Source organism: Pseudomonas sp. LBUM1643, from assembly GCF_059716215.1.
Genome location: NZ_CP166813.1, coordinates 4,062,360 through 4,083,381 on the forward strand (window position 1 = coordinate 4,062,360; position 21,022 = coordinate 4,083,381).

General features: G+C 59.3%; 24 protein-coding genes. 14 read left to right on the forward strand and 10 right to left on the reverse strand.

Features of this window, described 5'->3' with window-relative positions; all coding sequences use genetic code 11:
• Positions 1–50 precede the first annotated feature (50 nt).
• From ACA063_RS18190 to ACA063_RS18215, 6 genes are all read right to left on the reverse strand, one after another.
• On the reverse strand, positions 51–1,148 hold the full coding sequence (locus tag ACA063_RS18190) for an extracellular solute-binding protein (protein WP_497662786.1): 1,098 nt from the start codon (positions 1,146–1,148) through the stop codon (positions 51–53).
• A 2-nt stretch (positions 1,149–1,150) separates the two neighbouring features.
• Positions 1,151–2,260 (reverse strand): agmatine deiminase, encoded by a 1,110-nt coding sequence (gene aguA / locus ACA063_RS18195; protein ID WP_497662787.1) that lies wholly within the window; start codon positions 2,258–2,260, stop codon positions 1,151–1,153.
• Between the two features lie 100 nt (positions 2,261–2,360).
• Positions 2,361–3,245 carry a LysR substrate-binding domain-containing protein gene (locus ACA063_RS18200; protein WP_497662788.1) on the reverse strand — a complete coding sequence of 295 codons (885 nt, stop codon included), beginning with the start codon at positions 3,243–3,245 and terminating at the stop codon, positions 2,361–2,363.
• Between the two features lie 154 nt (positions 3,246–3,399).
• Positions 3,400–4,542 (reverse strand): ATP-binding protein, encoded by a 1,143-nt coding sequence (locus ACA063_RS18205; protein ID WP_497662789.1) that lies wholly within the window; start codon positions 4,540–4,542, stop codon positions 3,400–3,402.
• Positions 4,543–4,646: 104 nt separating this feature from the next.
• On the reverse strand, positions 4,647–4,775 hold the full coding sequence (locus tag ACA063_RS18210; protein WP_497662790.1) for a hypothetical protein: 129 nt from the start codon (positions 4,773–4,775) through the stop codon (positions 4,647–4,649).
• Positions 4,776–4,830: 55 nt separating this feature from the next.
• Positions 4,831–5,877, reverse strand: a complete 1,047-nt coding sequence (locus ACA063_RS18215) for a substrate-binding domain-containing protein (protein ID WP_497662791.1) — start codon at positions 5,875–5,877, stop codon at positions 4,831–4,833.
• A 254-nt stretch (positions 5,878–6,131) separates the two neighbouring features.
• Here ACA063_RS18215 and ACA063_RS18220 point away from each other — a divergent pair, with 254 nt between their 5' ends.
• The 6 genes from ACA063_RS18220 (at position 6,132) to ACA063_RS18245 (ending at position 12,437) form a co-directional block, all read left to right on the forward strand.
• Positions 6,132–7,493 (forward strand): uracil-xanthine permease family protein, encoded by a 1,362-nt coding sequence (locus tag ACA063_RS18220; protein ID WP_497662792.1) that lies wholly within the window; start codon positions 6,132–6,134, stop codon positions 7,491–7,493.
• A gap of 9 nt (positions 7,494–7,502) precedes the next feature.
• Positions 7,503–8,900, forward strand: coding sequence for an amidohydrolase family protein (locus tag ACA063_RS18225; protein ID WP_497662793.1), 1,398 nt, complete (start codon positions 7,503–7,505; stop codon positions 8,898–8,900).
• A gap of 23 nt (positions 8,901–8,923) precedes the next feature.
• Entirely contained in the window at positions 8,924–9,637 is a 714-nt protein-coding gene (locus ACA063_RS18230; protein WP_162438992.1) for a sulfite exporter TauE/SafE family protein, read from the forward strand.
• A 122-nt stretch (positions 9,638–9,759) separates the two neighbouring features.
• Entirely contained in the window at positions 9,760–11,007 is a 1,248-nt protein-coding gene (locus tag ACA063_RS18235; RefSeq protein ID WP_497662794.1) for an OprD family porin, read from the forward strand.
• Positions 11,008–11,109: 102 nt separating this feature from the next.
• Positions 11,110–11,652: a DinB family protein gene (locus ACA063_RS18240; RefSeq protein WP_497662795.1), complete on the forward strand. Its 543-nt coding sequence runs from the start codon at positions 11,110–11,112 to the stop codon at positions 11,650–11,652.
• A gap of 302 nt (positions 11,653–11,954) precedes the next feature.
• On the forward strand, positions 11,955–12,437 hold the full coding sequence (locus tag ACA063_RS18245; RefSeq protein ID WP_497662796.1) for an HIT family protein: 483 nt from the start codon (positions 11,955–11,957) through the stop codon (positions 12,435–12,437).
• A 33-nt stretch (positions 12,438–12,470) separates the two neighbouring features.
• On the opposite strand, the gene ACA063_RS18250 is transcribed toward ACA063_RS18245, so the two are convergent.
• Genes ACA063_RS18250 through ACA063_RS18260 form a run of 3 tightly spaced genes read right to left on the reverse strand, consistent with a single transcriptional unit; the run spans position 12,471 to position 14,608 of the window.
• Complete coding sequence (locus ACA063_RS18250; RefSeq protein WP_497662797.1) at positions 12,471–13,448, reverse strand: saccharopine dehydrogenase family protein; 978 nt, start codon at positions 13,446–13,448, stop codon at positions 12,471–12,473.
• Positions 13,445–13,846: a VOC family protein gene (locus ACA063_RS18255; protein WP_497662798.1), complete on the reverse strand. Its 402-nt coding sequence runs from the start codon at positions 13,844–13,846 to the stop codon at positions 13,445–13,447. The genes ACA063_RS18250 and ACA063_RS18255 overlap by 4 nt, the downstream gene beginning before the upstream one ends.
• Positions 13,847–13,864: 18 nt before the next feature.
• Positions 13,865–14,608 (reverse strand): SDR family NAD(P)-dependent oxidoreductase, encoded by a 744-nt coding sequence (locus tag ACA063_RS18260; protein WP_497662799.1) that lies wholly within the window; start codon positions 14,606–14,608, stop codon positions 13,865–13,867.
• A gap of 139 nt (positions 14,609–14,747) precedes the next feature.
• On the opposite strand from ACA063_RS18260, the gene ACA063_RS18265 reads away from it, so the two are divergent.
• From ACA063_RS18265 to ACA063_RS18280, 4 genes are all read left to right on the forward strand, one after another.
• Positions 14,748–15,632, forward strand: a complete 885-nt coding sequence (locus ACA063_RS18265; RefSeq protein ID WP_497662800.1) for an AraC family transcriptional regulator — start codon at positions 14,748–14,750, stop codon at positions 15,630–15,632.
• A 100-nt stretch (positions 15,633–15,732) separates the two neighbouring features.
• Complete coding sequence (locus ACA063_RS18270; RefSeq protein ID WP_497662801.1) at positions 15,733–16,104, forward strand: hypothetical protein; 372 nt, start codon at positions 15,733–15,735, stop codon at positions 16,102–16,104.
• 2 nt (positions 16,105–16,106) lie between these two features.
• Positions 16,107–16,328: a DUF6630 family protein gene (locus tag ACA063_RS18275; protein ID WP_497662802.1), complete on the forward strand. Its 222-nt coding sequence runs from the start codon at positions 16,107–16,109 to the stop codon at positions 16,326–16,328.
• 161 nt (positions 16,329–16,489) lie between these two features.
• Positions 16,490–16,957: an anti-virulence regulator CigR family protein gene (locus ACA063_RS18280; RefSeq protein ID WP_497662803.1), complete on the forward strand. Its 468-nt coding sequence runs from the start codon at positions 16,490–16,492 to the stop codon at positions 16,955–16,957.
• On the opposite strand, the gene ACA063_RS18285 is transcribed toward ACA063_RS18280, so the two are convergent.
• Positions 16,927–17,877 (reverse strand): LysR family transcriptional regulator, encoded by a 951-nt coding sequence (locus ACA063_RS18285; protein ID WP_497662804.1) that lies wholly within the window; start codon positions 17,875–17,877, stop codon positions 16,927–16,929. The two genes, ACA063_RS18280 and ACA063_RS18285, sit on opposite strands and share 31 nt — an antisense overlap.
• Before the next feature lie 170 nt (positions 17,878–18,047).
• Here ACA063_RS18285 and ACA063_RS18290 point away from each other — a divergent pair, with 170 nt between their 5' ends.
• From ACA063_RS18290 to ACA063_RS18305, 4 genes are all read left to right on the forward strand, one after another.
• On the forward strand, positions 18,048–18,278 hold the full coding sequence (locus ACA063_RS18290) for a hypothetical protein (protein ID WP_497666604.1): 231 nt from the start codon (positions 18,048–18,050) through the stop codon (positions 18,276–18,278).
• Positions 18,275–19,486 carry an MFS transporter gene (locus ACA063_RS18295; RefSeq protein ID WP_497662805.1) on the forward strand — a complete coding sequence of 404 codons (1,212 nt, stop codon included), beginning with the start codon at positions 18,275–18,277 and terminating at the stop codon, positions 19,484–19,486. Before ACA063_RS18290 ends, ACA063_RS18295 begins: the two co-directional genes overlap by 4 nt.
• Before the next feature lie 25 nt (positions 19,487–19,511).
• Positions 19,512–20,255, forward strand: coding sequence for a carboxymuconolactone decarboxylase family protein (locus ACA063_RS18300; RefSeq protein WP_497662806.1), 744 nt, complete (start codon positions 19,512–19,514; stop codon positions 20,253–20,255).
• Positions 20,256–20,498: 243 nt separating this feature from the next.
• Positions 20,499–20,915 carry a VOC family protein gene (locus ACA063_RS18305; protein ID WP_497666546.1) on the forward strand — a complete coding sequence of 139 codons (417 nt, stop codon included), beginning with the start codon at positions 20,499–20,501 and terminating at the stop codon, positions 20,913–20,915.
• The last annotated feature ends 107 nt before the right edge of the window (positions 20,916–21,022 follow it).

Consider the following 21,022-nt stretch of genomic DNA (forward strand, 5'->3'; position numbering starts at 1 on the left):
TTAGATCGCCACGTAAATATGTGGAGCCGCCATACAATGTCAGAAGCCCCTCACAACCCCGACTTCAACCGACTGAACGCCCGCGTCAACGCGCGGTTGAACGCCTTCCCATTATCGTTCTTGCTGTACAACGTCGCCTTCACCGCTTGCGAAGGATACGTTCCCGGATCATTGCGAATCGCTGGATCGATCAAGCCATCCGCCGCCGTAATTGCGTTGGCGTAGTGAATGGTGTCCGTGATCGGCGCGATCACTTCAGGCATCATCAGGTAGTCCATCAACGCCAGCGCCGCCTCGGGATGCGGTGCATCCTTGGGGATGACCATGGCGTCAAACCAGATCAATGTGCCTTCCCTGGGTATCCGGTAGTTCAGCGTAAAGGGTTTTTTTGCGGCCTGAGCCTGGGCCTCTGCGATCGCCACGTTGCCGTTCCACGACATCGCCACACAGGTGTTGCCGTTGGCGAGGTCGCTAATGTTCAGGTCGTTGTCGAAATAGCGAATGTACGGACGTATCTTCGCCAATTGCTGTTCCGCCAGTTTCAGGTCATCAAGGTTTTGGCGGTTGATGTCCAGGCCCATGTACTTCATGACCGCTGCGAATACTTCGTTAGGGTCATTCAGCAAGCTGACGCCGCAATCGGCAAATTTCGACACCACGGCCGGATCGAACAGCATCGCCCAACTGTCCCGTGGCGCATCGGGGAGGCGCTTTTCAACCGCCTCGTCCTGGTAGCCGACGCCCGTCGTGCCCCAGGCATAAATGCCGGCGTAACGATTGCCCGGATCGAACGCCGCCATGTGCTGGCGGAATTCATCACCGACGCCTTGGAAATGTGGCAGTTGCTTGTGGTCCAGCGTCTGGATCGCGCCGCTCTGGATCGCTCGGGACAGGTGTTGCCCGGCCGTCAGTACCAGGTCATAGCCGCTGCGACCGGTCAGCAGTTTGGTCTCGGCGGTTTCCAGTGAGTCAAAATGATCGGCTACCACATGAATGCCGGTCTTTTTCTCGAAGTTGGTCAGTGTGTCCGGCGCCAGGTACTCGCCCCAGATGTACAGATTGACCACCGGTCTGGCCGTTTCGGCTGCCTGCACGCACAGGGGTGCCAGCACCAGCAAAAGCGCTTGAGTCAGTGTGTGCAGGCCCATATTCATACCCCTTTGCCGGCGTATTGCGGCATGGTGATGCAGGCGACGTTGCCACCGCCGAGGAGGATTTCCCGGGAATTTTCGATGCCGACGATTTTGTGCTGCGGGAACAGTTCGGCGAGCGTCGCCATCGCGACTTGATCACTACGATCACCAAACAGCGGCACCACAATCGAGGTGTTGCCGGCGTAGTAATTGATGTACGACGCGCAGATTTGCGTTCCAGCCTGACGCGTATGCGTGCTCTCTTGCTGATCCAGGCCTTCGGCTTCTTCAGCGGTCCATTCCAGCACGTCCGGTTGCGGGAGTTTGTGCACGATCAGTTCACGGCCGCGGCTGTCGCGGGTGCTGCGCAGAATGTCGTAGGCCTCTTGATAGATTTCCCACTGCGGGTCATCGCGGTTGTCGGTCCATTGCAGCACCACTTCGCCCGGACGGACGAAGCACGCGAGGTCATCGATGTGCCCGTCGGTTTCGTCGAATTTGCAGCCACGTGGCAGCCAGATGACTTGCTCGGCGCCCAGGTAATCGGTCAGGCGGCGAGTGACTTCCTCCTTGCCCAGATGCTGATTACGATTGCGGTTGAGCAAGCATTGCTCGGTGGTGAGGACACTGCCTTGGCCGTCAGTCTGGATGCCACCCAGTTCGGCAATCAACGGTGCGCGATAACGGTCGAAACGTTCGATTTCGAGGATTTTGCTGGCGATCTGATCATCCTTGTCCCAGGGGTAGTACAAACCACCGTCGAGGCCGCCGTAAGCGTTGAATTCGAAATCAACGCCGCGCACTTCGCCGCTGTTGTCATTGACCACAAAGCACGGGCCGCTGTCGCGGAACCAAGTGTCGTTGCAGGTCATCTCCACCACACGCACTTGCGGCGGCAATTGGCGACGTGCTGTGGCGAATTGCGCGGCCGAGGCGCAGACGGTGACCGGTTCGCTGTGTGAGATGGCGGTGACAATTTGCACCCAGACTTTCTGTGCGGGCTTGGCGCCGTTGCGCCAGACGTCGGTACGCTCCGGCCAGCCGAGCCAGCAGCCGGACTTGTTTTCGAATTCGCCGGGCAAGCGAAAACCGTCTTGCTTGGGGGTGGAGTCGAGCAAACGTGCCATGGTCAAACCTCATCAGCCGGGATTGGAATGACCACAGGCTATGGTCGCCGACACCCTTCCCGCCAACGATGATTATTGCGGAACAGTTGAATTCAACTCATCAATCAGTCAGTTGATCATTGAACCACTCCAGCATCTGCGCCACCGCCGGGCGCTCCAGCCGCACCCGCTCGCACACGAGCGCGTATTGCCCGAGGGCGGTCATGCTGGAAGTGAACGGCCGGACCAGTCGACCGCTCAGCAAATCTTCCTGCGCCGTCAGGTTATCGCCCATGGCCACGCCCTGCCCTTGCGCTGCCGCTTCCAACGCCAGGCCTGCGTGGGCGAAATACAGCTGGCGCTCTGGCCGCTGATCACCGGCATGACTGGTCAACCAGGCGGTCCAGGTTTTGCCATCCTGATCGTCGTGCAGCAAGCAATGGCGTGCCAGATCCCTGGGCGTCTTCAGCGTGCCCTGGTTGAACAGGCCGGGACTGCACACCGGGAAGAACTGCAACGCCGGCAATGGCCTGACGAAATACGCGCTGCTGTCCACCGGACCGGTGCCGTAAGTGATCGCCAGGTCGATGTCTTCCCCTGGCGCAGTCGCATCAATCGGTTGTTCGTAGAGGTGCAGCGTGATGTGCGGATAGCGCGCGTAGAAATCCGTGAGGCGGCTCATCAACCATTTTTGCGCCAGCTCGGCGGTGACGGCCAGGCGCAACACAGCCAGCGATGACGGGTCGCGCAACTCATCGCAGGCGTCACCGATCAGTTCAAAGGCCTGCTGCAAGCTTTGCATCAGTCTGCCGGCAGCCATTGTCGGGCGGATTTGCCGGCCTTCGCGGATGAACAGCGAAACGCCCAACTGTTCTTCGAGTTGGCGGATTTGATGGCTGACAGCACTGTCAGTCACACACAATTCGGTGGCAGCCCGGCCGAAGTGCGCATGACGGGCGGCGCATTCGAAGGTTCGCAGTGCTGCCAGTGAAGGTAGTCGTCGCATAAGCCAGCCCCGGTAGTGGAGCGCGCATGCTGCCTTGGCTGTTCGCGGACGTCCATCAGGTTGTATGGCTTTGCGTCAACCGTGAAGTCATAAGCCAGCAACGGGGCAACGCTGAACGATGATCGGCCGGCCAGAAGCTTTCTCTCGAACAGGTCTACAAATGTGCGGCCGGCTCAGTCATTGGAAGCCTGACCAGAAAAGTGGTGCCGCCACTCCAGTCAGAGCTGACATCGATTGATCCGTTATGTGAGGCCACAACCTCTGAGGCGATAAACAGGCCCAAGCCCAGCCCCTCTGTCGGCCCGTGATCAATTGCAGATCGCTGAGAGAAACGACCCAAAGGGTTGAATATAAACGGGAGAACGTCTTCTGGTATGGGCTCACCGCTGTTGTGAACGGTGAAAATAGCGCCGTCTTCCGAGGCCTTTAACTCCACCTTGATCGGGAGTTGATTATCGCCATGCTGTACAGCGTTGCTGATTATGTTCGAGAAGACCTGTTCCATTCTGGCGCCATCGAATTGCCCTTGAACTGGAGTCTTCGCTTCGAACAGGACCACGGCCTCTGGATAAAACGCTCGGATTTCTTCGACAACACGTTCGCAAACGCGCGAGAGATCTAAATCCGCCTTCTTGACGGGAATGCCTGGGCCCATTTGGCAGCGGGTCAAATCAAGCAGGTCTCCAACAATTTGGCTCGCGCGCCGCACGCTTGTGTATATCTGGTTGGCAACCTTGGTATTCCGTTCTCCAGCCCCTTCCGAGCGCCTCAACATGTCGGCACCCAGCAAGATCGCTCCAAGCGGAGTGCGCAGATCGTGGCCGAGAATGCCTAAAAATACGTTGCGTGACGCCTCAACCGCGCGTGAATAACTGGCGATGGATTCGGCGAGAGCCTGATCGATGGCCTCGTGGAATCGGGTCATGTCGTCGACATTGATCGGCGTGCCATCCTTCACTTGCCTCATCCATTGACTGACGACACTCGTTCTCAGTGCTCGATATTCCGACACCATTTGATCGATCGTGAAACCTGCCATCAACCGCGTAATTGCATGCGTTTCAGCTGCTGTTTCTTCATCGTTTACCGGGGCTTGGCCTTGAGACTTGGCAGCTTGCTCTCGCTTCGTCTGCTTTGTCCGCAGGTCACTCACAATTGCCCGCAACATTTGTTCGGCATGATCTCGCAGAGCTTCACTATCGAGGTCCTCACCCGGCGTATCGATAGTTCTGGCGAAATCTTCCCAAGCCTGCAGAATCGGCTCAAGGTTCTCAAGAATGAAATCAGACAGGCGCATGTCAATAATCCTAATGGGAGGCGATGCAGACGCCGGCAGGAGAGCGAGGCTGCGCAGATTGGGTGTGGGCGGGTGTCAGCAGTGTAGGAGGTTGTGTATGGCTTTTAAAGCTCGGTCCGTTTCAGGCCCGCCTGGTCGATACGCACGATCAAGGCATCAACAGCTTTAACACCGACCCTGATCTCTTGCGTCCATTGCCAGGGGCACCCCTGCGCAAAAGTGACGTACTTCATCCTGTCACCTGGTTCTTCTATCAAGCCCCGACTGCCTGTCAGGGCTTGCCTCGTTTCAAACAATTTTCTCCCGCAAACCCGCGCTCGACTCACGAACCACAAGTGTGGCCATCGGCGCATCAATGCGCTGACGCTGGTCGGTGCCAGATTCGTTTATCTGTTCGAACAGCAACTCGATGGCCAGCGCAGCCACCTCTTCCAGGTGCATGTTCAGTGCCGTCAGGGGCGGCGTACATTCCCGCGCGCGGAAGCCGTCATAACGGGTGACCACCTTCACATCCTGCGGCACCTTCAGACCTTTTTCGTTCAGCGCCTGCACCGCGCCAATCGCGAACGCATCGACCGGCACGCATAGACCATCCAGGTCCGGATACTCGTCCAGCAATTGCGCACAGGCAGCAGCGCCGGCCGCTTCGCCCCCCGCTTCGTCGGCGCGAACGATCGCCGGGGTCAGGCCATGGGTCGTGCAATAGGCGCGATACGCTTGTTCCATGTCGAGGTAGGAATGCCGGGATTGAATTCCGATCACCAGGCCGATCCGTTTCGCGCCCTGCTCGTGCAAATGATCGAGCAGCAAGGCGCCCGCCGCTGCGCCATGCATGTCGATATACGGCAAGTCGAAACCGGCCTCGGGCTGGCGTCCGATCGATACCAGTTTCACCCCTCTTTTACGCAAGCGCGCGATGTGCGGGTCGTTGGCGACCGGCTCGATGATCACTGCGCCGTCGATATCCAGCGTATCCAGCAAGGCCTTGGCCTCGTCCATGGGCGGCACCAGCACCAGTGCCACGCCCCGACGCAGGGCCGCTTCCGTCGCGGTCGCCGCGATCTCCATCAGAAAGCCCAGGCGCGAGGATCCTCCTGCTACGGCAAAGGGCATCGAGGACAGCAGCGCAATGGCATTGGCCTTGCCGGTGCGCAGGCGCTGGGCGCGCAGATTGGGGGTATAGCCAAGGCTGGCGGCGACTTCTTTGACTCGCGCGCGGGTCACCGGATCGACCTGGCCGCGGTCATTAAGCGCGTGGGAAACGGTGGTGCGCGACACGCCGGCAGCGTCCGCGACGTCGGCAATGGTAGGGCGGTGGTTGTCGTTATTTGGCATCGGTTGGGGCAACTCAGTCAGCAATGCTGCCGAGTTATACGCGCACCGACGGTTCTCGGCCACTCAGGGACATCGGCGACGGATGGACCGTTGACAGTCTTTCAGAACGGGAATACATTTCACCCAAATCGATTTGGGCACATCACAAAATCGATTTGGTTTGGGATTTACCTGCACGATCCCGACCGAAACTACGTGACGTTTAAAACAATAATCAAAAAGCCGTTGATGCTGGCTTTACGTAGAGGTGGGATATGCCGGATAACAAGAAAAACCCCGTTTCCCCTGTTGATGAGCGACTGCCCTGGCGGCAGCTGCTGATTTTTGGCGCGCAGCATGTGCTGGTGATGGCGGCCTCGCCAGTTGCGTCGGTCTTCCTGATGGCCACGGCGTTGGGCTTTTCCAGCGAGCTGACCCTGCAATTACTTAGCGCGACCTTTTTGGTTTGCGGGCTGGGTACGCTTATCCAGTCGTTAGGATTGCGCGGCTGTGGCGCGCGCTTGCCCTTCATCATGCTCCCCGGTGGGGCGCCGATCATGTTGTTCATCCTGATCGCCCAGCAAAACGGCGTGGCCACTGCGTCCGGGGCGGTCATTCTGACGGGCGTCTTCTACTTCGTGGTATTGCCGATCTTTCGCCGGCTGCTGCGTTTCTTTCCCTCGGTGGTGGTTGGCACGATGCTGCTGCTGGTGTCCGTCAACCTGATCAAGCTGTCGGGCGAGCTGATCGTCGGCCGGTCTGGCAGCGCCGACTTCGCCGCCCCGCAGCAACTGCTGCTGGCGTTCTCGACGATCGTCATCACGGTGCTGTGTTCTCGTCTGTTGCGTGGAACGCTCGGCCAGTTATCCATCTTGCTCGGACTGGTCGGCGGCAGTCTGCTGGCGGTCGCCCTGGGCGCTTTTGACAGCTCCCAGTTGAGCTGGTTGCCATTGCTGAGCCTGCCGGCACTCATGCCGTTCGGCGTGCCTCAATTCGATCTGTTTGCCTCGATTCCGTTGATGCTTTTTTGTCTGGTGTCCATGGTTGAAGCAACGGGGCAAACCGTGGCGATCAGCGAAGCCGTGGACAAGCCGCTGGATATCAACAGGGACGTCACCCGCACCATTCGCGGCGACGCCCTGGCGTCCATCCTCGGCGGATTCATGGGCACTTCTTTGATCATCACCAGCGGCGAAAACATCGGCGTCATCCGTGCCACCCACGTTCGCTCGCGCTACGTCACCGCGGTGTCCGGCGTATTGCTTCTGCTGTTTGCGCTACTGGCGCCCCTGGCGCGGTTGATCGGCGGCGTACCGGAAGCGGTCGTCGGCGGCACCAGCCTGATCGTGTTCGCCATCGTCGGCACCATGGGCATCGACATGCTGCGCAAAGTGGACCTGCGGCACCACGGCAACATGTACGTGGTGTCCGTTGCCCTGGCGGTGGGCTTGCTGCCGATTCTGGTGCCTGGGGTCTACAGCCATTTCCCGAACGGCCTGGCCGGGCTGCTCGGCAATGGCGTCGCCATGGGCGCCGTCACCGCCGCCGTGATGAATTTCCTCTTCCATTGTGTGGGTCGCCAGGACAAAGCCGCGGACGCCAAGGCCAAGCTGACTCACTCACCACACTCTCACTAAGGTTGCTCCATGGATCGCACAGTTACTACGCACCTGCCCTCTTCTCCTGAACAACTGCTTGCACCGCAGCAGCTGTTGGCACCGGACTGGCTGATGTTGCCGCAAGGCCCGCAGCGCGATCAGGCCGTGCTGGTGGTCGAGGGCAAATTCGCCGACGTCGGACCGCTGCCAGTGTTGCAGGCGCGTTATCCCGCGCATCAGGTGCGGCGTCTTGAACAGCAGTTGTTGATGCCGGGGTTCATCGATACCCATCACCATCTCAGCCAGAGTTTCGGCAAAGGCCTGGTGTTCGGCGAACCCTCGGAAATTTTTCGCCGGGTATGGATTCCCCTCGAGGGCTCGCTCGATTCGGAGTTGCTGTACCTGACGAGCAAACTCGCGGCGTTTGAATCCCTGCGCGGCGGCTTCACCACGGTGTGCGATGCCGGCACGCGCTCGATGGAAGGCGTCGAAGCCATCGCCAAGGCCGTTCATGAAGTCGGCATCCGCTGCGTACTGGCGAAGACCTGCAACGACATTCAAGGCAAGCAGGTGCTGGATGCGCGGCAGATTCTCGCGGTGGCGGAACGGCATTTGTCCCAGTGGAATAACGACGCGCTGATCACGCCTTCGCTGGCCGTGCCCATTCCTGAAATCGCCACTGACTCGACCCTCAACGCGGTCTACCGCTTATGCGAAGAGTCCGGTCGGGTGTTCCAGAGCCACGTCAACGAGCACCTGGTCGCCGTCGAACGCTCCCTGGAACTCTACGGCGTCAGGCCCTTGGAGCAACTGCACCGTGCCGGCGCGCTCGGCCCGGCGGCGCTGCTGGCCCACGCGACATTACTGACGCCGAACGAGATCTGCCTGTTGCGTGATAGCGGCGCCGCAGTGAGTTACAACCCGGTAGCCAGCGCCTGGAAAGGCAATGCCGTGGCCCAGGCGCACCTGATGCACTGCCTGGGCATCCCGGTGGCCCTGGGGACGGACGGCACCCGCGGCGACGGCTTCCGCCTGCTGGATTACGCCGAAGCCGCCCAGCGTTTTGCCCACGGTATCGCCGTCGGGGATTCGGTCTGCGGCGGTGGGCAACTGTGGCTCGACATGGGCACCAAAAACGCTGCGCAGGCGCTCCACCTCGGCCAACTCACCGGACAGATTGCGCCCGGCCACGCCGCTGATTTCCTGCTGGTGGACCTCGCGGTGCCGGAACTGCTGCCGTCCTGGAACCTGACATGGGACCTGGTGCGCCTGGCGAACAGGGATCAGATCCACGCCGTCGTGGTGCAGGGCAAGGTTCGTCTGTGGCAAGGCTGGCCGACCGACTGGGACGCCCGTGAACTGATGCGTCAGGTCGATGCGCTGGCACGGGACATCGTCAGCCAGGCGCCGATCCACAAAGTCCATCCACTGCCCTCCGTGGCTTAACACTTTTCGTGATTGGGTAAAAGATGACCTTACCATTCGACCCGCTCTACCTCATTGCGCTTGCCGTTGCGTGCGGTGCGCTTATCCAGGGGACAACGGGCATGGGCTTCGCCCTCATTGTTGCGCCGGTGATGGGCTTGCTGGCGCCAGAATCCCTGCCGGTCAGCCTGTTGATTCTGATGTTGCCCTTGAACGCGGCGATCGCCTGGCGCGAGCGTGAGGCGATCGACTTCCGGGGCAGTTCGTGGATTACCGTCGGGCGTTTTGTCGGTACGTTCGGCGGCGTCTGGATACTGTTCTGGCTGCCGCTCTCACAACTCAACGTGCTGATAGGCCTGTCGACGATCGCCGCGTGCCTGGCGACCTGGATGGCGCCCTCCTTCGTACCGGGACGCCGTGCGCTGATTTCCACCGGACTGATCACCGGCATCACCGAAACGGCCACCGGCGTCGGCGGCCCGCCGTTGGCGCTGGTGTATCAGCACTCGCCGGTGGCCACTTTGCGAGGCTCGGTCGCCCTGTGCTTCCTGGTAGGCGAAGTGATTTCCCTGGTGGTGCTTGCGCTGGGCGGGCATTTGCACGCCGCGCAGGTGACACCGGTATTGAGCCTGTGCCTGCCCTTGGCGCTTGGTGTGATAGCCAGCCATTGGGCCCGGCACTTCATCAATGAAGCGCGTCTGCGCCGATTTGTCCTGATATTCGCCTTCGTGTCCGGATCACTGTTACTGGTGCAATAACCACCGAGTCGTTTTAGCGGCTCGTTCAGGGCCGCTGCCGCACGCCATTCAATTTGAACTCACTGCATTCGCGCTGACGGATGCAGCGGATTTCTACAGCCAGAAATTGGATAAAAACAATAATGAAAATGACCGCCAATCTTCGAATCGCCCTCACGCTTTCCATCGTCGGCACGCTGCCAGTCAAGGCAATTGCAGCCGGTTTAATCGACGACGCCAGTGCTACCCTCAACCTGAGAAACTTCTACATCAACCGCAACTTTTCCAACCCGGCATCGCCCCAGGGCAAGGCCGAAGAGTGGACTCAGAGTTTCATTCTCGACGCCCGCTCCGGATTCACTCAAGGCGCAGTAGGCTTCGGCGTGGATGCCCTGGGGCTCTACTCGATCAAGCTGGATGGCGGTAAGGGCAGTGGCGGCACGCAGCTGTTGCCGATCGATCACGACGGGCGTCCCGCTGACGATTTCGGTCGCCTGGCGCTGGCCGGAAAAATGAAAATCAGCAAGACCGAACTCAAAGTTGGAGAGTGGATGCCGGTGCTGCCGATCCTGCGCTCCGACGATGGTCGTTCGCTGCCGCAGACGTTCGAGGGGGGGCAAATCACGTCACGAGAGATCGAGGACCTGACCCTGTACGGCGGTCAGTTTCGCCAGAACAGCCCGCGCAACGACGCCAGCCAGCAGGACATGTTCATGCTGAGCAAAACGGCTTTCGTCTCTGACCGCTTCAATTTCGTCGGCGGTGAATACAGCTTCAACGACAAGCGCACGATGGTTGGCGTGTGGAACGCCGAACTCAAAGACATCTACCAGCAGCAATACCTGCAGGTCGTCCATAGCCAACCGCTGGGCGCCTGGACCCTGGGCGCCAATCTTGGCTATTTTCAGGGCCGCGAAAACGGCAGCGCCCGCGCGGGCGAACTGGACAACCGCACGATGTCGGCATTGCTGTCCGCTCGATATGGCGGCAGTACGTTCTATGTCGGTTTGCAGAAACTCGCCGGCGATGACCCCTGGATGCGCGTCAATGGCACCGCCGGTATTTCACTGGCCAACGACAGCTTCAACAACACCTACGACAACGCCAGGGAACAGTCATGGCAACTGCGCCACGACTACAACTTCGTCGCGCTCGGCATACCCGGCCTGGTGTTGATGAATCGCTATGTCAGCGGCGACAACGTGCACATCGGCACGGTCACCGATGGCAAGGAGTGGGGGCGCGAAACCGAGCTGGCGTACACCGTACAGAGCGGTTCATTGAAGAACCTCAACGTGCGCCTGCGCAACGCCAGCATCCGCCGCGATTACAGCAGCAACGAGTTCGATGACAATCGGGTGATCGTCAACTATCCGTTCAGTCTGTTTTGAGATAACGCGTTTTACGCACATGGAGATGACGTTGGCCGGGTAAACTTGTTGTCCGCCAGAACAACAACGCCCGGCACCAGACCGGGTTTCAGGATGAGCACGATGAGCCGAATCCGCCACATCTGCCTGATGGCAACCTATAACGAGTGGATGAACGCAAAGATCTACGAGGCCGCCAGAAGCCTGCCAGATGACGAGCTTTCTGCGGACAGGAAAGCGTTTTTTGGCTCAATTCTCGGCACGCTGAATCACTTGGTGGCCGGCGATACCGTCTGGCTGCAGCGATTCGCCAGGCACCCGGCAAACCACCTGGCTCTGCAGCCCATTCTTCAGCGCCCTACCCCCACTCGCCTCGACCAATTGCTGTACCCCAATATCCGCGAGCTTTCCGCACAACGCGTGTGGCTCGATCAGATTATTGTCGAGTGGTCTCGCTCCATTGCAGAGTCAGAACTGGATCACGTCCTCAGTTACGCCAGCATGAAGGGAGTACCGGCCGACAAGGACTTTTATGGCCTGGTCATGCACTTCTTCAACCACCAAACGCACCACCGCGGACAAGTCACGACCTTGCTTTCACAGGCGGGCGTCGACGTAGGTGATACGGACCTGGTCATCCTCATCCCCTCCGGGCACACCCCATAGCATCCGCGCACACCCCGCCCCTGTAGCAGCTGGCGAAGCCTGCGTTGGGGCGCGAAGCGGCCCTGCTTTTCAAGCAAACACCAAAGCGTCCGGAAAGCGACCGCTTCGGTCGAGCGCGACCCCGGAGCGAACGCAGCCTTCGGCAGCTGCTACACAAACCCGCACACACCCCGCCCCCTGTAGCAGCTGAGTTTGAGCCAACTGCTGATCGCGCCCTGCCCCCCCCAGAAAGTTGCCCACCAGCGGACAGGCTGACGTGATGTTGCTAATCTGACGCGTCGACTGCTCAGGACAAACGGCACATGGAAATTGCCCCGCACTTCATCGTTCATGAAACCGACCACTGGATTATCAACCACCACCTGGCGAGCGCACTCCCCGGCTACCTGATGTTGAGTACGAAGGTGCGAACCACATCACTGACTCAGCTATCCCCCGATGCGCTTGCAGAGTTGGGCGTTCTGCTCGCCAGGACCCAGCAGATCATCGAGCAGCAGCTCGCGCCCAAGCGCCTCTACATCGGGCGCTTTGGCCATGAGCCGGGTTGGCCCCTGCACTTTCATTTCATACCGGTCTATCAATGGGTCGAAGACCTGTTCTGGAACGATGCCCGCTATCGGCTACTGCAGAACTTTGCCTACGCTGAAGACGCTCTGTCATCCACTGACGGCGCAGAGTTGACCTTGTTTATCTGGCGAGAATTTGGTGAAAACCCGGTACCACCAGAGACTCAAGGCCCCTCTGTTGACGAGGTGATCAGAGAGTTGCGTGGCGCTTTTCTATGATGGGCTCAATCCGTAAATTGAAGTCCCGTGAATCTACAGATCCGTGATCACCGTCCCGGCGATGGTACTGGCGAATCCAACGCCGAATACGCTTGCAGGGGTCGTAAATCCAGCCTGCCGATCACCGTCCAACACTCTTCTTGCCGCCTCAACCGCCGCCTGCGGCGTGAAGGTGTAGCCGTTGACCGTCTCGATCACTGAACGCAGCACGCTACCGTCAGCACCGGTCACTTGCGCCACTGCGCGGGCACGATTGGCGTCACGTTCCTGCGCGCTGGGGCCATCGGGTAACTGTGACAAATCACCTTCGGGAAAGGCATCACCGGCGACATGCACGAACATCGCAATGTTCGGTATAAGTGTCGAATGCCAGGCGGTCACCAGATCACCGAATGACAATGGCGCACACGGAACCGGGCCGTCTCCGAAATCAAACTGGCGTGGCTGCGCGTCCGGTGTCGGGACAAGCTCCCCGTCGATTCGCCTCAGCACCCCTGCGCCGATGATCTCGCTGACGCTCATCGCCGAACCTCGGGACATCGACCCCGGGACCTGCAGCGCAATACTCAACGCCACGGGATTCGCGACGCGCCGTGCAATATGCACAGCCAGGCTGTCGGTGGGGACAACATCCCAGCCAACGCCCGGCAACAGCATCACGCCTGATGATGCCGCGTCGGAACCCAAGCGCTCGGCCAGCCGATAGACATTGATCTCGGCCGTGATGTCCAGGTAATCGACACCGGCTTCAATACACGCGGCCATCAAGGCAGGCGCCGTGTGCGCAAAAGGACCCGCGAAGTTCAGCAATACACGGATGCCAGACAGCGATTGCACCGAGTCGGGGCCCGCCTCGAACACGCGCCAGGGAACGTCCAGTTGTGCAGCAAGATCGACCAGCTGTTGGCGATTGCGGCCAGCTATTTCGAACGGCAAGCCGAGCGCCTTGGCCCGTTGTGCAGCCATGCGACCGGTATAGCCCGTCGCGCCATAGATCAGGAGAGTGTTCATTGGACGTGCTGCCAGTTCTTGTAGACGAATTCCAGGCTGTACCCGTCCGGGTCCAGCACATTGGCGGCGTAGTAATCGGGGTCGTAGTGCAAACGCGCGCCGGGGGCACCGTTGCCGACAGCGCCATGGGCCATCGCGGCGGCATGGGCGGCCTCCACTTCGGCCTTGCTACGTGCCACAAATCCGACGTGTACGGCTTGCCCCTCCACTACGCCTTCGCGCAACCAGAAGAATATCCGGCCATTGGCGCCAAAGCCTTTCAGATCGGGATGCCCGGGCGGGCCATCCTTGCCGTCGTAGTCCAGCCGCGCAGTAATGTCCAGCGGCGCAAGGGTTGCCTCGTAGAAACGGATGGAGCGAGAGATGTCGCTGACGGACAGAAAAATGTGATCCAGCATGGTGTGGCCCTCGATGGTTCAGATGATGTAGCCGCCCGCGACTTCGATGCTCTGCGCATTGATCCAGGCGCCCTCTGGCGACAGCAACATGGCGATGACTCGCGCCACGTCATCGGGCTCGCCCACTCGGCCCAGTGCCGTTTGCCCGGCCAACAGGGCTTCAAACTCATCATTGAGCCCGCCCCCCAACCCGGTACGAATCGCTCCCGGTGAAACCGCATTGGCCCTGATGCGGCGTTCACCGAATTCCTTGGCCATGTAACGCGTGAGTACTTCCAGGCCGCCTTTGAAAGCCGCATAAGGCGCAACCCCTGCGGTGGCCACTCGCGTGGTGGCGCTGGTGAGGTTGACGATGCTCGCGTTCTCTTCAAGCAACGGCAGCAAGGCCTGAGTCAGAAAGAACGGCCCCTTGAGATGGACATTGAAAAGACCATCGAACTGCGCCTCGCTGACCGACGCCAGTGGATTGAACAGGCCGTAGCCCGCGTTGTTCACCAGGCCTGAGAGGGTACTGGCGCCCCAAGTGGTCTCGAGGCTCACGACAACTGCCTTGCGAAATGCCTTGAAGCTGGCGACATTGGCAACGTCGAGTTTCAGCGCAACTGCTTTGCCGCCTGCCTGGTCGATACGCCGCACCACAGCGTCTGCAGCGTCCGGACGCGTGTTGTAGGTGAGGATGACCCCCATGCCACGCTGAGCTGCATGCTCCGCCGCACTGGCGCCTATGCCACGACTGCCACCGGTAATGACGATAACGCCCATGTGCCCGCTCCTCTATCGATTGAATGAGCCTCCACGGTAAAGGACAGCGTCTTCGCCAGCGTGGCGGTTCCTGCTCGAAACCTGCCTGTTTCTGCTTTTTGCTTGCGCTGGACATCCTCGCCACGTCAGCATGCCAACCATGAACAGCCCACTGAATGAACTCCGCGCCTTGGCCGCCAACGCCGAAAACCGTCGTACGGAGACGGGAATTCCCCGCGTCGCCATGGTCCAGGGCGAGATCCCCGAGCACATGCTCGCGGCGGTCTACGACCCGATGATCAACCTGATCCTGCAAGGCAGCAAAACCATGACCGTGGGTGACCGCACACTGCGGTACGACCCGTCGACCTACTTCGTCATGTCCATCGAACTGCCCGCCGTGGGCTCGGTGCACCCTGCCACCACCGGCGAGCCCTACCTGGCTGTCAGCCTGACGCTTGATCCCCTGGTGTTATCCACGCTGCTCGCGGACTTGCCCAAACCTGCTGGTCGTCACGACAACGATCCTGGCTTCTCGGTCGCCGCCACCACGCCCGAGTTGATGGACGCCTGGGTACGGATGTTGCGATTGATGGGCAAGCCTGAGGATATCGCGGCGTTGGCGCCCGCCTACGAACGCGAGATTCTCTTCCGCGTTTTACAGGGGCCGCATGGCTGGATGTTGCGGGAAATCGCAGCGCCCGACACGGCCATGGCCAGGGTGAACCAGGCCATTCAGTGGATTCGCCGCGACTTCGCCCATCCCATCCGGGTGGAGAGCCTGGCGCAACGAGCGGCCATGAGCGTCTCGGCCTTCCATCGCCACTTTAAGGCGGTCACGACCCTGAGCCCCTTGCAGTATCAGAAGCGAGTACGCCTGCTTCAGGCGCGGATGCTCATGCTTGCCAGTGCCAAAAGTGTCACGACGGCGGCATTCGAGGTGGGCTATGAGAGCGCGACCCAATTCAGCCGCGACTACGCGCGAGTGTTCGGACTTCCCCCCGCGAAAGATGCGGGGAGAATCCGGGAGGCGACAAAGGCCTGACAAGAATTGCGCCTCTGTTGTGTTGTTCCGAGAGCCACTGTTAAACATTGGCAATGGCACTGGCAGGCTGCTCCACCATTACCTCCACAAGGAAACCCAAATGCCACCCGGAAAACGTGAACTGGCGCGGATCGAACGCCGGTTGATTATCACGCTTACTGAAGCGTGCGAAACAGCAAAAGGTGAAATCAAGGGCTTTACCTGGCTCACCCACACGGCGGACCTGAATGCGTTGGCGCAAACCCTGAAGGTCATTTGGGTGTTCGAAACCGAGGCTGACAGAGAGCTCGCCAAGGTCGACGCAAAGATGCGCATCTTTGAGCTGACGGCCATCGCGTTGAGTGAGGCCGACATCGATCTGAAGCCTTCCGATCGCAATGTCCGCTTCGATTCCGAGCAAGCGTGCCAACGCATCCACGGTGGCGACTGGAACGCTCGCCTGGCTCAATCGCGCGGGGCCAAAGGTGGCTGACAGTGGCGAAAGAACCCTACGTCTACGTGCGAAACGGCGCTTCATCAATGCCAGAGGTGCTTGCTGAATTCGACCGATGGTTGATTCGGTTTGATAAACGTTATCTTCACCTGGACTCCGGTGGTGACAATTACGATGGTTTTATTGTTGACGCTGACCGGGTGGAAGCAACCATTGAGCTGGCCGGTCGTGCGGGTATTAAAGTCAGTCTTGAGACCTTCTGACGCTGACAGTGCCTATACGAAAATGGGCGATGCGACGACCGTAGTTCCAGGGTTGACGGGACTTGGAAAGCCTTTCGGCAGCGGTCAGGCGTCGCGGAACCCGCCTCGTCAAAAGCGTCTAAGGTTCATAGAGACATCCCGCCCTTGCGAAGGAACAACTCATGCCCAGAACTCGCTCACTCATTGCCGCGTTTACCTGTCTCACGCTCATCTGCGGCTCAGCAACTGCATTGGCCGATCCCGGTAATGGGAAGGGCCAGGGAAACGGCCAGGGCAATCAGCAAAACGGCCAAGTCCATGGCAATCAGCAAGGGCATGGAAACAAAGGTAAAAACGCTGGGGGCGATTGGGATCATGGCCCAAGCGTTAATCACGGTAGCGTGCTCGGCATTGTGGGCGACTATCGAAACTACTGGAGCGCAGGGCCTGCTTTACCACCCGGCATTCAAAAGAACCTCGCGAGGGGCAAACCGCTTCCACCCGGAATTGCAAAGAAGCTCGATGGTCGATTGGTCGGCAGGCTGCCTCATTACGATGGATACGAATGGCAGCAAGCGGGCACCGACCTGATACTGGTCGCGCTGGCAACCGGGCTCATCTACGAAGTTCTCAACGGTGCATTTGAGTAGCACACGGCGGAGATTGCGGTCGGCGGTAAACGATCAACCCGCAACGCATCAACGACCAGTGAAAACGCTTGGGAAGGTTGTCGACGGCTGGGGTAGTACAGATGAAAGCCGCCGAAGGGTTCACACCAGTCCTCCAGTACCCGAACAAGCCGTCCTTCGGTCAGATGCGGGGCAAACTCGTCCTCGGGCAGATAGGCGATGCCCAGCCCACTCACCGCAGCATCGGCGATATGGGTGGTGGAGTTGAATATCAACTGGCCGTCTACACGAACCTTGAGCTTCTTGCCCAGGCGTTCGAATTCCCATGCATCCACGCCGTCATAGGTGGGAAAACGGATATCGATACAGCGGTGTGCTGCCAGATCGCGAGGGTGTACCGGGGCGGGGTGTTTCGCAAAATAGCCTGGCGCAGCCACTACAGCCATTCGTATCGGCGGGCCAATGGGGACAGCGATCATATTTTGGGCCACCGTGTCGCTGAAGCGCACGCCGGCATCGAAGCGGTCGGCGACGATATCGCGAAAGCCATAGTTGATATCGAATTCCAGCTTGATATCCGGGTACATCTGTAGCAACGGCGCCAACTTGGGCAGCAGGGTTGTCTTGATCACGTTGTCGCCGCAGGTAATGCGTACCGTCCCGGCCGGCTTGTCGCGCAGCTCGGTCAACGCTTCCACTTCTGCCTCGATTTCATCGAAGCGATGGCCCACTGCGTCCAGCAACCGCTCCCCCGCCGCTGTCAGCGATACGCTGCGCGTGGTGCGGGTAAGCAAGCGGATTTTCAGACGCGCTTCCAGTGCGGACACCACCTGGCTCACTGCCGATTGCGTCACTCCAAGCTGTACCGCTGCGCGGGTAAAGCTGCCCACCCGCGCCACGGTCACGAAAGCCAGCAGATCATTGAAATTGGGTTTGGCCATGGCGGGCAGCTCGACTTATTGATTAGTCATACTTATATCTTTATTAAGCATTCATTAGCTAATCAAAATCTCATTATTGCGTAACACTACTCCGCACCCAGCCTCTCGCCATGAAGAGGAGCGAGCCTCGCGCTGCGTCACCTTCAGCTTTTCCTCAAAAGGACGCTCCCATGAAAAGACTTCTCGTCATGCTCGGGTTGCTAATCAGTTCATTCACCGCGTCAGGAGCCGATATGCCTAACGATGCCGATAATTTCTTTAAAAGTGACCAGGTGACCCTGCAAAAGGTCAGCTTCAAGAATCAGTACCAGCCCAACGCAGGCCAAGTCGATCAGTACGATCGCGTCGACCTGATTACTTTCGCACAGCTGACCCGATTTTTTCAGGACCACCTGAAATGACTGCTGACGTCCACCTGCCAACCAACACCTTGAGCGAGACAGGTAAGCGTACCGGTCATTGGGGTGGCGTTTATGCAATGACGCTATGCGTATTCGCGCTGATCGCCTCGGAGTTCATGCCCGTTAGCCTGCTGACACCATTGGCGAACGACCTGCAGGTCAGCCAGGGCTTGGCGGGCCAGGGGCTTGCCATCTCTGGCGCGTTTGCGGTGTTGGCGAGCCTGTCGATCAGCTGGATCGCCGGCACCCTGAACAGAAAGACCCTACTGCTGGCCTTGACCGGTTTGATGGCCCTATCGGGGTTCATTGTGGCCCTTGCCCCGAACTACCTGATCTACATGACTGGGCGAGCCCTGATCGGCGTCGTGATTGGCGGGTTTTGGTCGATGTCGGCAGCCACTGCAATGCGCCTGGTGCCGGCTGCGCAGGTGCCCAGGGCACTGGCCGTTTTCAACGGAGGCAACGCCTTGGCGACGGTGGTGGCGGCGCCACTGGGCAGTTATTTGGGCTCGATTGTGGGATGGCGAGGTGCGTTCTTGTGCTTGGTGCCGGTGGCGTTGATTGCGCTGGTTTGGCAGTGGATTAGCCTGCCAGACATGCCAGCACAGAAGCGTTCGCCGGGCGCTGGCAATGTTTTCAAACTGCTGAAAAATCGCAAGGTGGCGTTGGGCATGGCCGCCGCGGGCTTGTTTTTTATGGGCCAATTTACGCTGTTCACCTACCTGCGCCCGTTTCTGGAAACGGTCACCCAGGTCAGCGTGCCCATTCTTTCTCTGCTGCTATTGGTGATAGGCGTCGCTGGCTTTTGCGGCACAGCGCTGATCGGTGTAGTCCTCAAGCGCAGTCTATACGGCACCTTAAGTACCATCTCACTACTGATGGCGGTTATCGCAGCAGCCCTGATTCCTGCAGGCACCTGGGTTATCGCTGTAGCGGTATTGCTCGGACTTTGGGGCTTTATCGCGACGGCAGCACCAGTGGGCTGGTGGAGCTGGATTGCAAATGCCTTGCCTGATCATGCAGAGGCCGGCGGCGGCCTGATGGTGGCGATTGTTCAATTGGCTATCGCAGTGGGCTCTACCGTCGGCGGGGTACTGTTTGACGCGCTCGGCTACCAGAGCACGTTTATCGCCAGCGCCGCGATGTTGATGCTAGCCGCGTTGCTGACCTTTCTAACCGCTCGTTCGCCGGTTCCGCACACCCGATGACCCCTCTATTCCAAGGAGCAAGGCCATGTTTATCGATCGTCCCTCTGGTTGGAAGAGCCTCTGGTTCGCGGCCTTGATACCTTTTGCCCTATCGGCTTTGCCCCTTGCTGCTGCGACAGATTCGGAGAAAAAGAGGGTGACTGAACAAACCCTGACTGCAAAACAACTGGCTGTCGCCCCTGTCGGCGCCAGCATGGCCAGCGGCGATATGCCCCGTTTGCGCGATGCACTCAATCGCGGTCTCGATGCCGGTCTGACGATTAGTGAGTGCAAGGAAATCCTGGTCCAGCTTTATGCGTATGCCGGGTTCCCGCGCAGCCTCAATGCGCTTTCGCAACTGATGAGCGTGTTGCAAGAGCGCGAGACACGCGGCACTCACGACGAACCGGGACGGGAACCGGGCCCTGTGCCGTCGGGGCATGCTTTGCTCGAACTGGGTACAGACAATCAAACCCGTCTGGTGGGTGCACCGGTCTCAGGACCGCTGTTTGAGTTCGCCCCTGCGATTGACCAGTTTCTGAAGGTTCACCTGTTCGGCGATATCTTCGCCCGAGACAACCTCGATTGGGTTGCTCGTGAACTGGCCACTGTCGGGGCACTTGCCGCGATGCCAGGGCTAGAGGCGCAGTTGGAGTCGCACCTGAAGATCAGTATGAATGTTGGCCTCACGGCGCAGCAGTTGAACCAAGTGGCTAGCGAACTCAAACACCGTGGTGACCAGGGTGCGGCCGAGCGCATTGTTTTGGCCCTGGAAAAAATCAGAGGCTGACCAGGCCACCGATGGCGAGGGGCTATCCAGCGGGACTCTGCATTGCCAGATGTTCGGTCAGTTCAAGGCCCACTGAGATCATCCCAATGGGAGGAACGCCAATCGCACTGATGAAGTAGTCCAACACCAAGCGAACCTTCTGCGAGCGGAGTCGATTCTCGGGGGAATCAAACGATGTACGTTTACACGCTCTTGCCCTCGCCGGGATGGACTAAAATCGGTGATCCGACAGGAGTGATCGTCATGCGCAGTTTTTCAATTCAACGTATAGACCATGTTGTACTTCGGGTGCAGGACATTGAGCGCAGCCTCGCGTTTTACACATCAGTCCTGGGATGTGAGGTCAACAAGCGCCGTGACGACCTTGGGATGATTCACCTGAGCGCAGGCACATCCATGATTGACCTGGTTGATGTGAACGGGCCGATCGGTCGTCAGGGTGGTCAGCCGGCGGGCAAGCAAGGACACAACGTCGATCACGTCTGCCTTCGGGTTGAGCCGTTTGATGAACAGGCTATCCTCCACCACTTGGCGGAGAGCGGTGTATCCGCTGAGAAGGCGGAGATGCGCTATGGCGCAGAGGGAACAGGATTGTCCATTTACCTCAATGACCCGGATGATAATCAAATCGAGCTGAAAGGCCCTGCTGTGCAATCTTGATGAAAATCGCCAGCCGATGAACGTGTAAACGTCGCCATATTGAACCACGCCCGAACTGATGAGAAAGCCGGAACTATCATCCAGAAGCAGACATTCCTCTCAGACGC

Bases quoted from the DNA above. Each gene is read 5' to 3' on its own strand.
- ACA063_RS18190 (WP_497662786.1), bottom strand. From the start codon at position 1,148: ATGGGCCTGCACACACTGACTCAAGCGCTTTTGCTGGTGCTGGCACCC.
- ACA063_RS18270 (WP_497662801.1), top strand. From the start codon at position 15,733: ATGCCACCCGGAAAACGTGAACTGGCGCGGATCGAACGCCGGTTGATT.
- ACA063_RS18260 (WP_497662799.1), bottom strand. From the start codon at position 14,608: ATGGGCGTTATCGTCATTACCGGTGGCAGTCGTGGCATAGGCGCCAGT.
- ACA063_RS18245 (WP_497662796.1), top strand. From the start codon at position 11,955: ATGGAAATTGCCCCGCACTTCATCGTTCATGAAACCGACCACTGGATT.
- aguA (WP_497662787.1), bottom strand. From the start codon at position 2,260: ATGGCACGTTTGCTCGACTCCACCCCCAAGCAAGACGGTTTTCGCTTG.
- ACA063_RS18230 (WP_162438992.1), top strand. From the start codon at position 8,924: ATGACCTTACCATTCGACCCGCTCTACCTCATTGCGCTTGCCGTTGCG.
- ACA063_RS18235 (WP_497662794.1), top strand. From the start codon at position 9,760: ATGAAAATGACCGCCAATCTTCGAATCGCCCTCACGCTTTCCATCGTC.
- ACA063_RS18285 (WP_497662804.1), bottom strand. From the start codon at position 17,877: ATGGCCAAACCCAATTTCAATGATCTGCTGGCTTTCGTGACCGTGGCG.
- ACA063_RS18280 (WP_497662803.1), top strand. From the start codon at position 16,490: ATGCCCAGAACTCGCTCACTCATTGCCGCGTTTACCTGTCTCACGCTC.
- ACA063_RS18265 (WP_497662800.1), top strand. From the start codon at position 14,748: ATGAACAGCCCACTGAATGAACTCCGCGCCTTGGCCGCCAACGCCGAA.
- ACA063_RS18305 (WP_497666546.1), top strand. From the start codon at position 20,499: ATGCGCAGTTTTTCAATTCAACGTATAGACCATGTTGTACTTCGGGTG.
- ACA063_RS18250 (WP_497662797.1), bottom strand. From the start codon at position 13,448: ATGAACACTCTCCTGATCTATGGCGCGACGGGCTATACCGGTCGCATG.
- ACA063_RS18255 (WP_497662798.1), bottom strand. From the start codon at position 13,846: ATGCTGGATCACATTTTTCTGTCCGTCAGCGACATCTCTCGCTCCATC.
- ACA063_RS18220 (WP_497662792.1), top strand. From the start codon at position 6,132: ATGCCGGATAACAAGAAAAACCCCGTTTCCCCTGTTGATGAGCGACTG.
- ACA063_RS18295 (WP_497662805.1), top strand. From the start codon at position 18,275: ATGACTGCTGACGTCCACCTGCCAACCAACACCTTGAGCGAGACAGGT.
- ACA063_RS18205 (WP_497662789.1), bottom strand. From the start codon at position 4,542: ATGCGCCTGTCTGATTTCATTCTTGAGAACCTTGAGCCGATTCTGCAG.
- ACA063_RS18225 (WP_497662793.1), top strand. From the start codon at position 7,503: ATGGATCGCACAGTTACTACGCACCTGCCCTCTTCTCCTGAACAACTG.
- ACA063_RS18210 (WP_497662790.1), bottom strand. From the start codon at position 4,775: ATGAAGTACGTCACTTTTGCGCAGGGGTGCCCCTGGCAATGGACGCAA.
- ACA063_RS18240 (WP_497662795.1), top strand. From the start codon at position 11,110: ATGAGCCGAATCCGCCACATCTGCCTGATGGCAACCTATAACGAGTGG.
- ACA063_RS18200 (WP_497662788.1), bottom strand. From the start codon at position 3,245: ATGCGACGACTACCTTCACTGGCAGCACTGCGAACCTTCGAATGCGCC.
- ACA063_RS18215 (WP_497662791.1), bottom strand. From the start codon at position 5,877: ATGCCAAATAACGACAACCACCGCCCTACCATTGCCGACGTCGCGGAC.
- ACA063_RS18300 (WP_497662806.1), top strand. From the start codon at position 19,512: ATGTTTATCGATCGTCCCTCTGGTTGGAAGAGCCTCTGGTTCGCGGCC.
- ACA063_RS18290 (WP_497666604.1), top strand. From the start codon at position 18,048: ATGAAAAGACTTCTCGTCATGCTCGGGTTGCTAATCAGTTCATTCACC.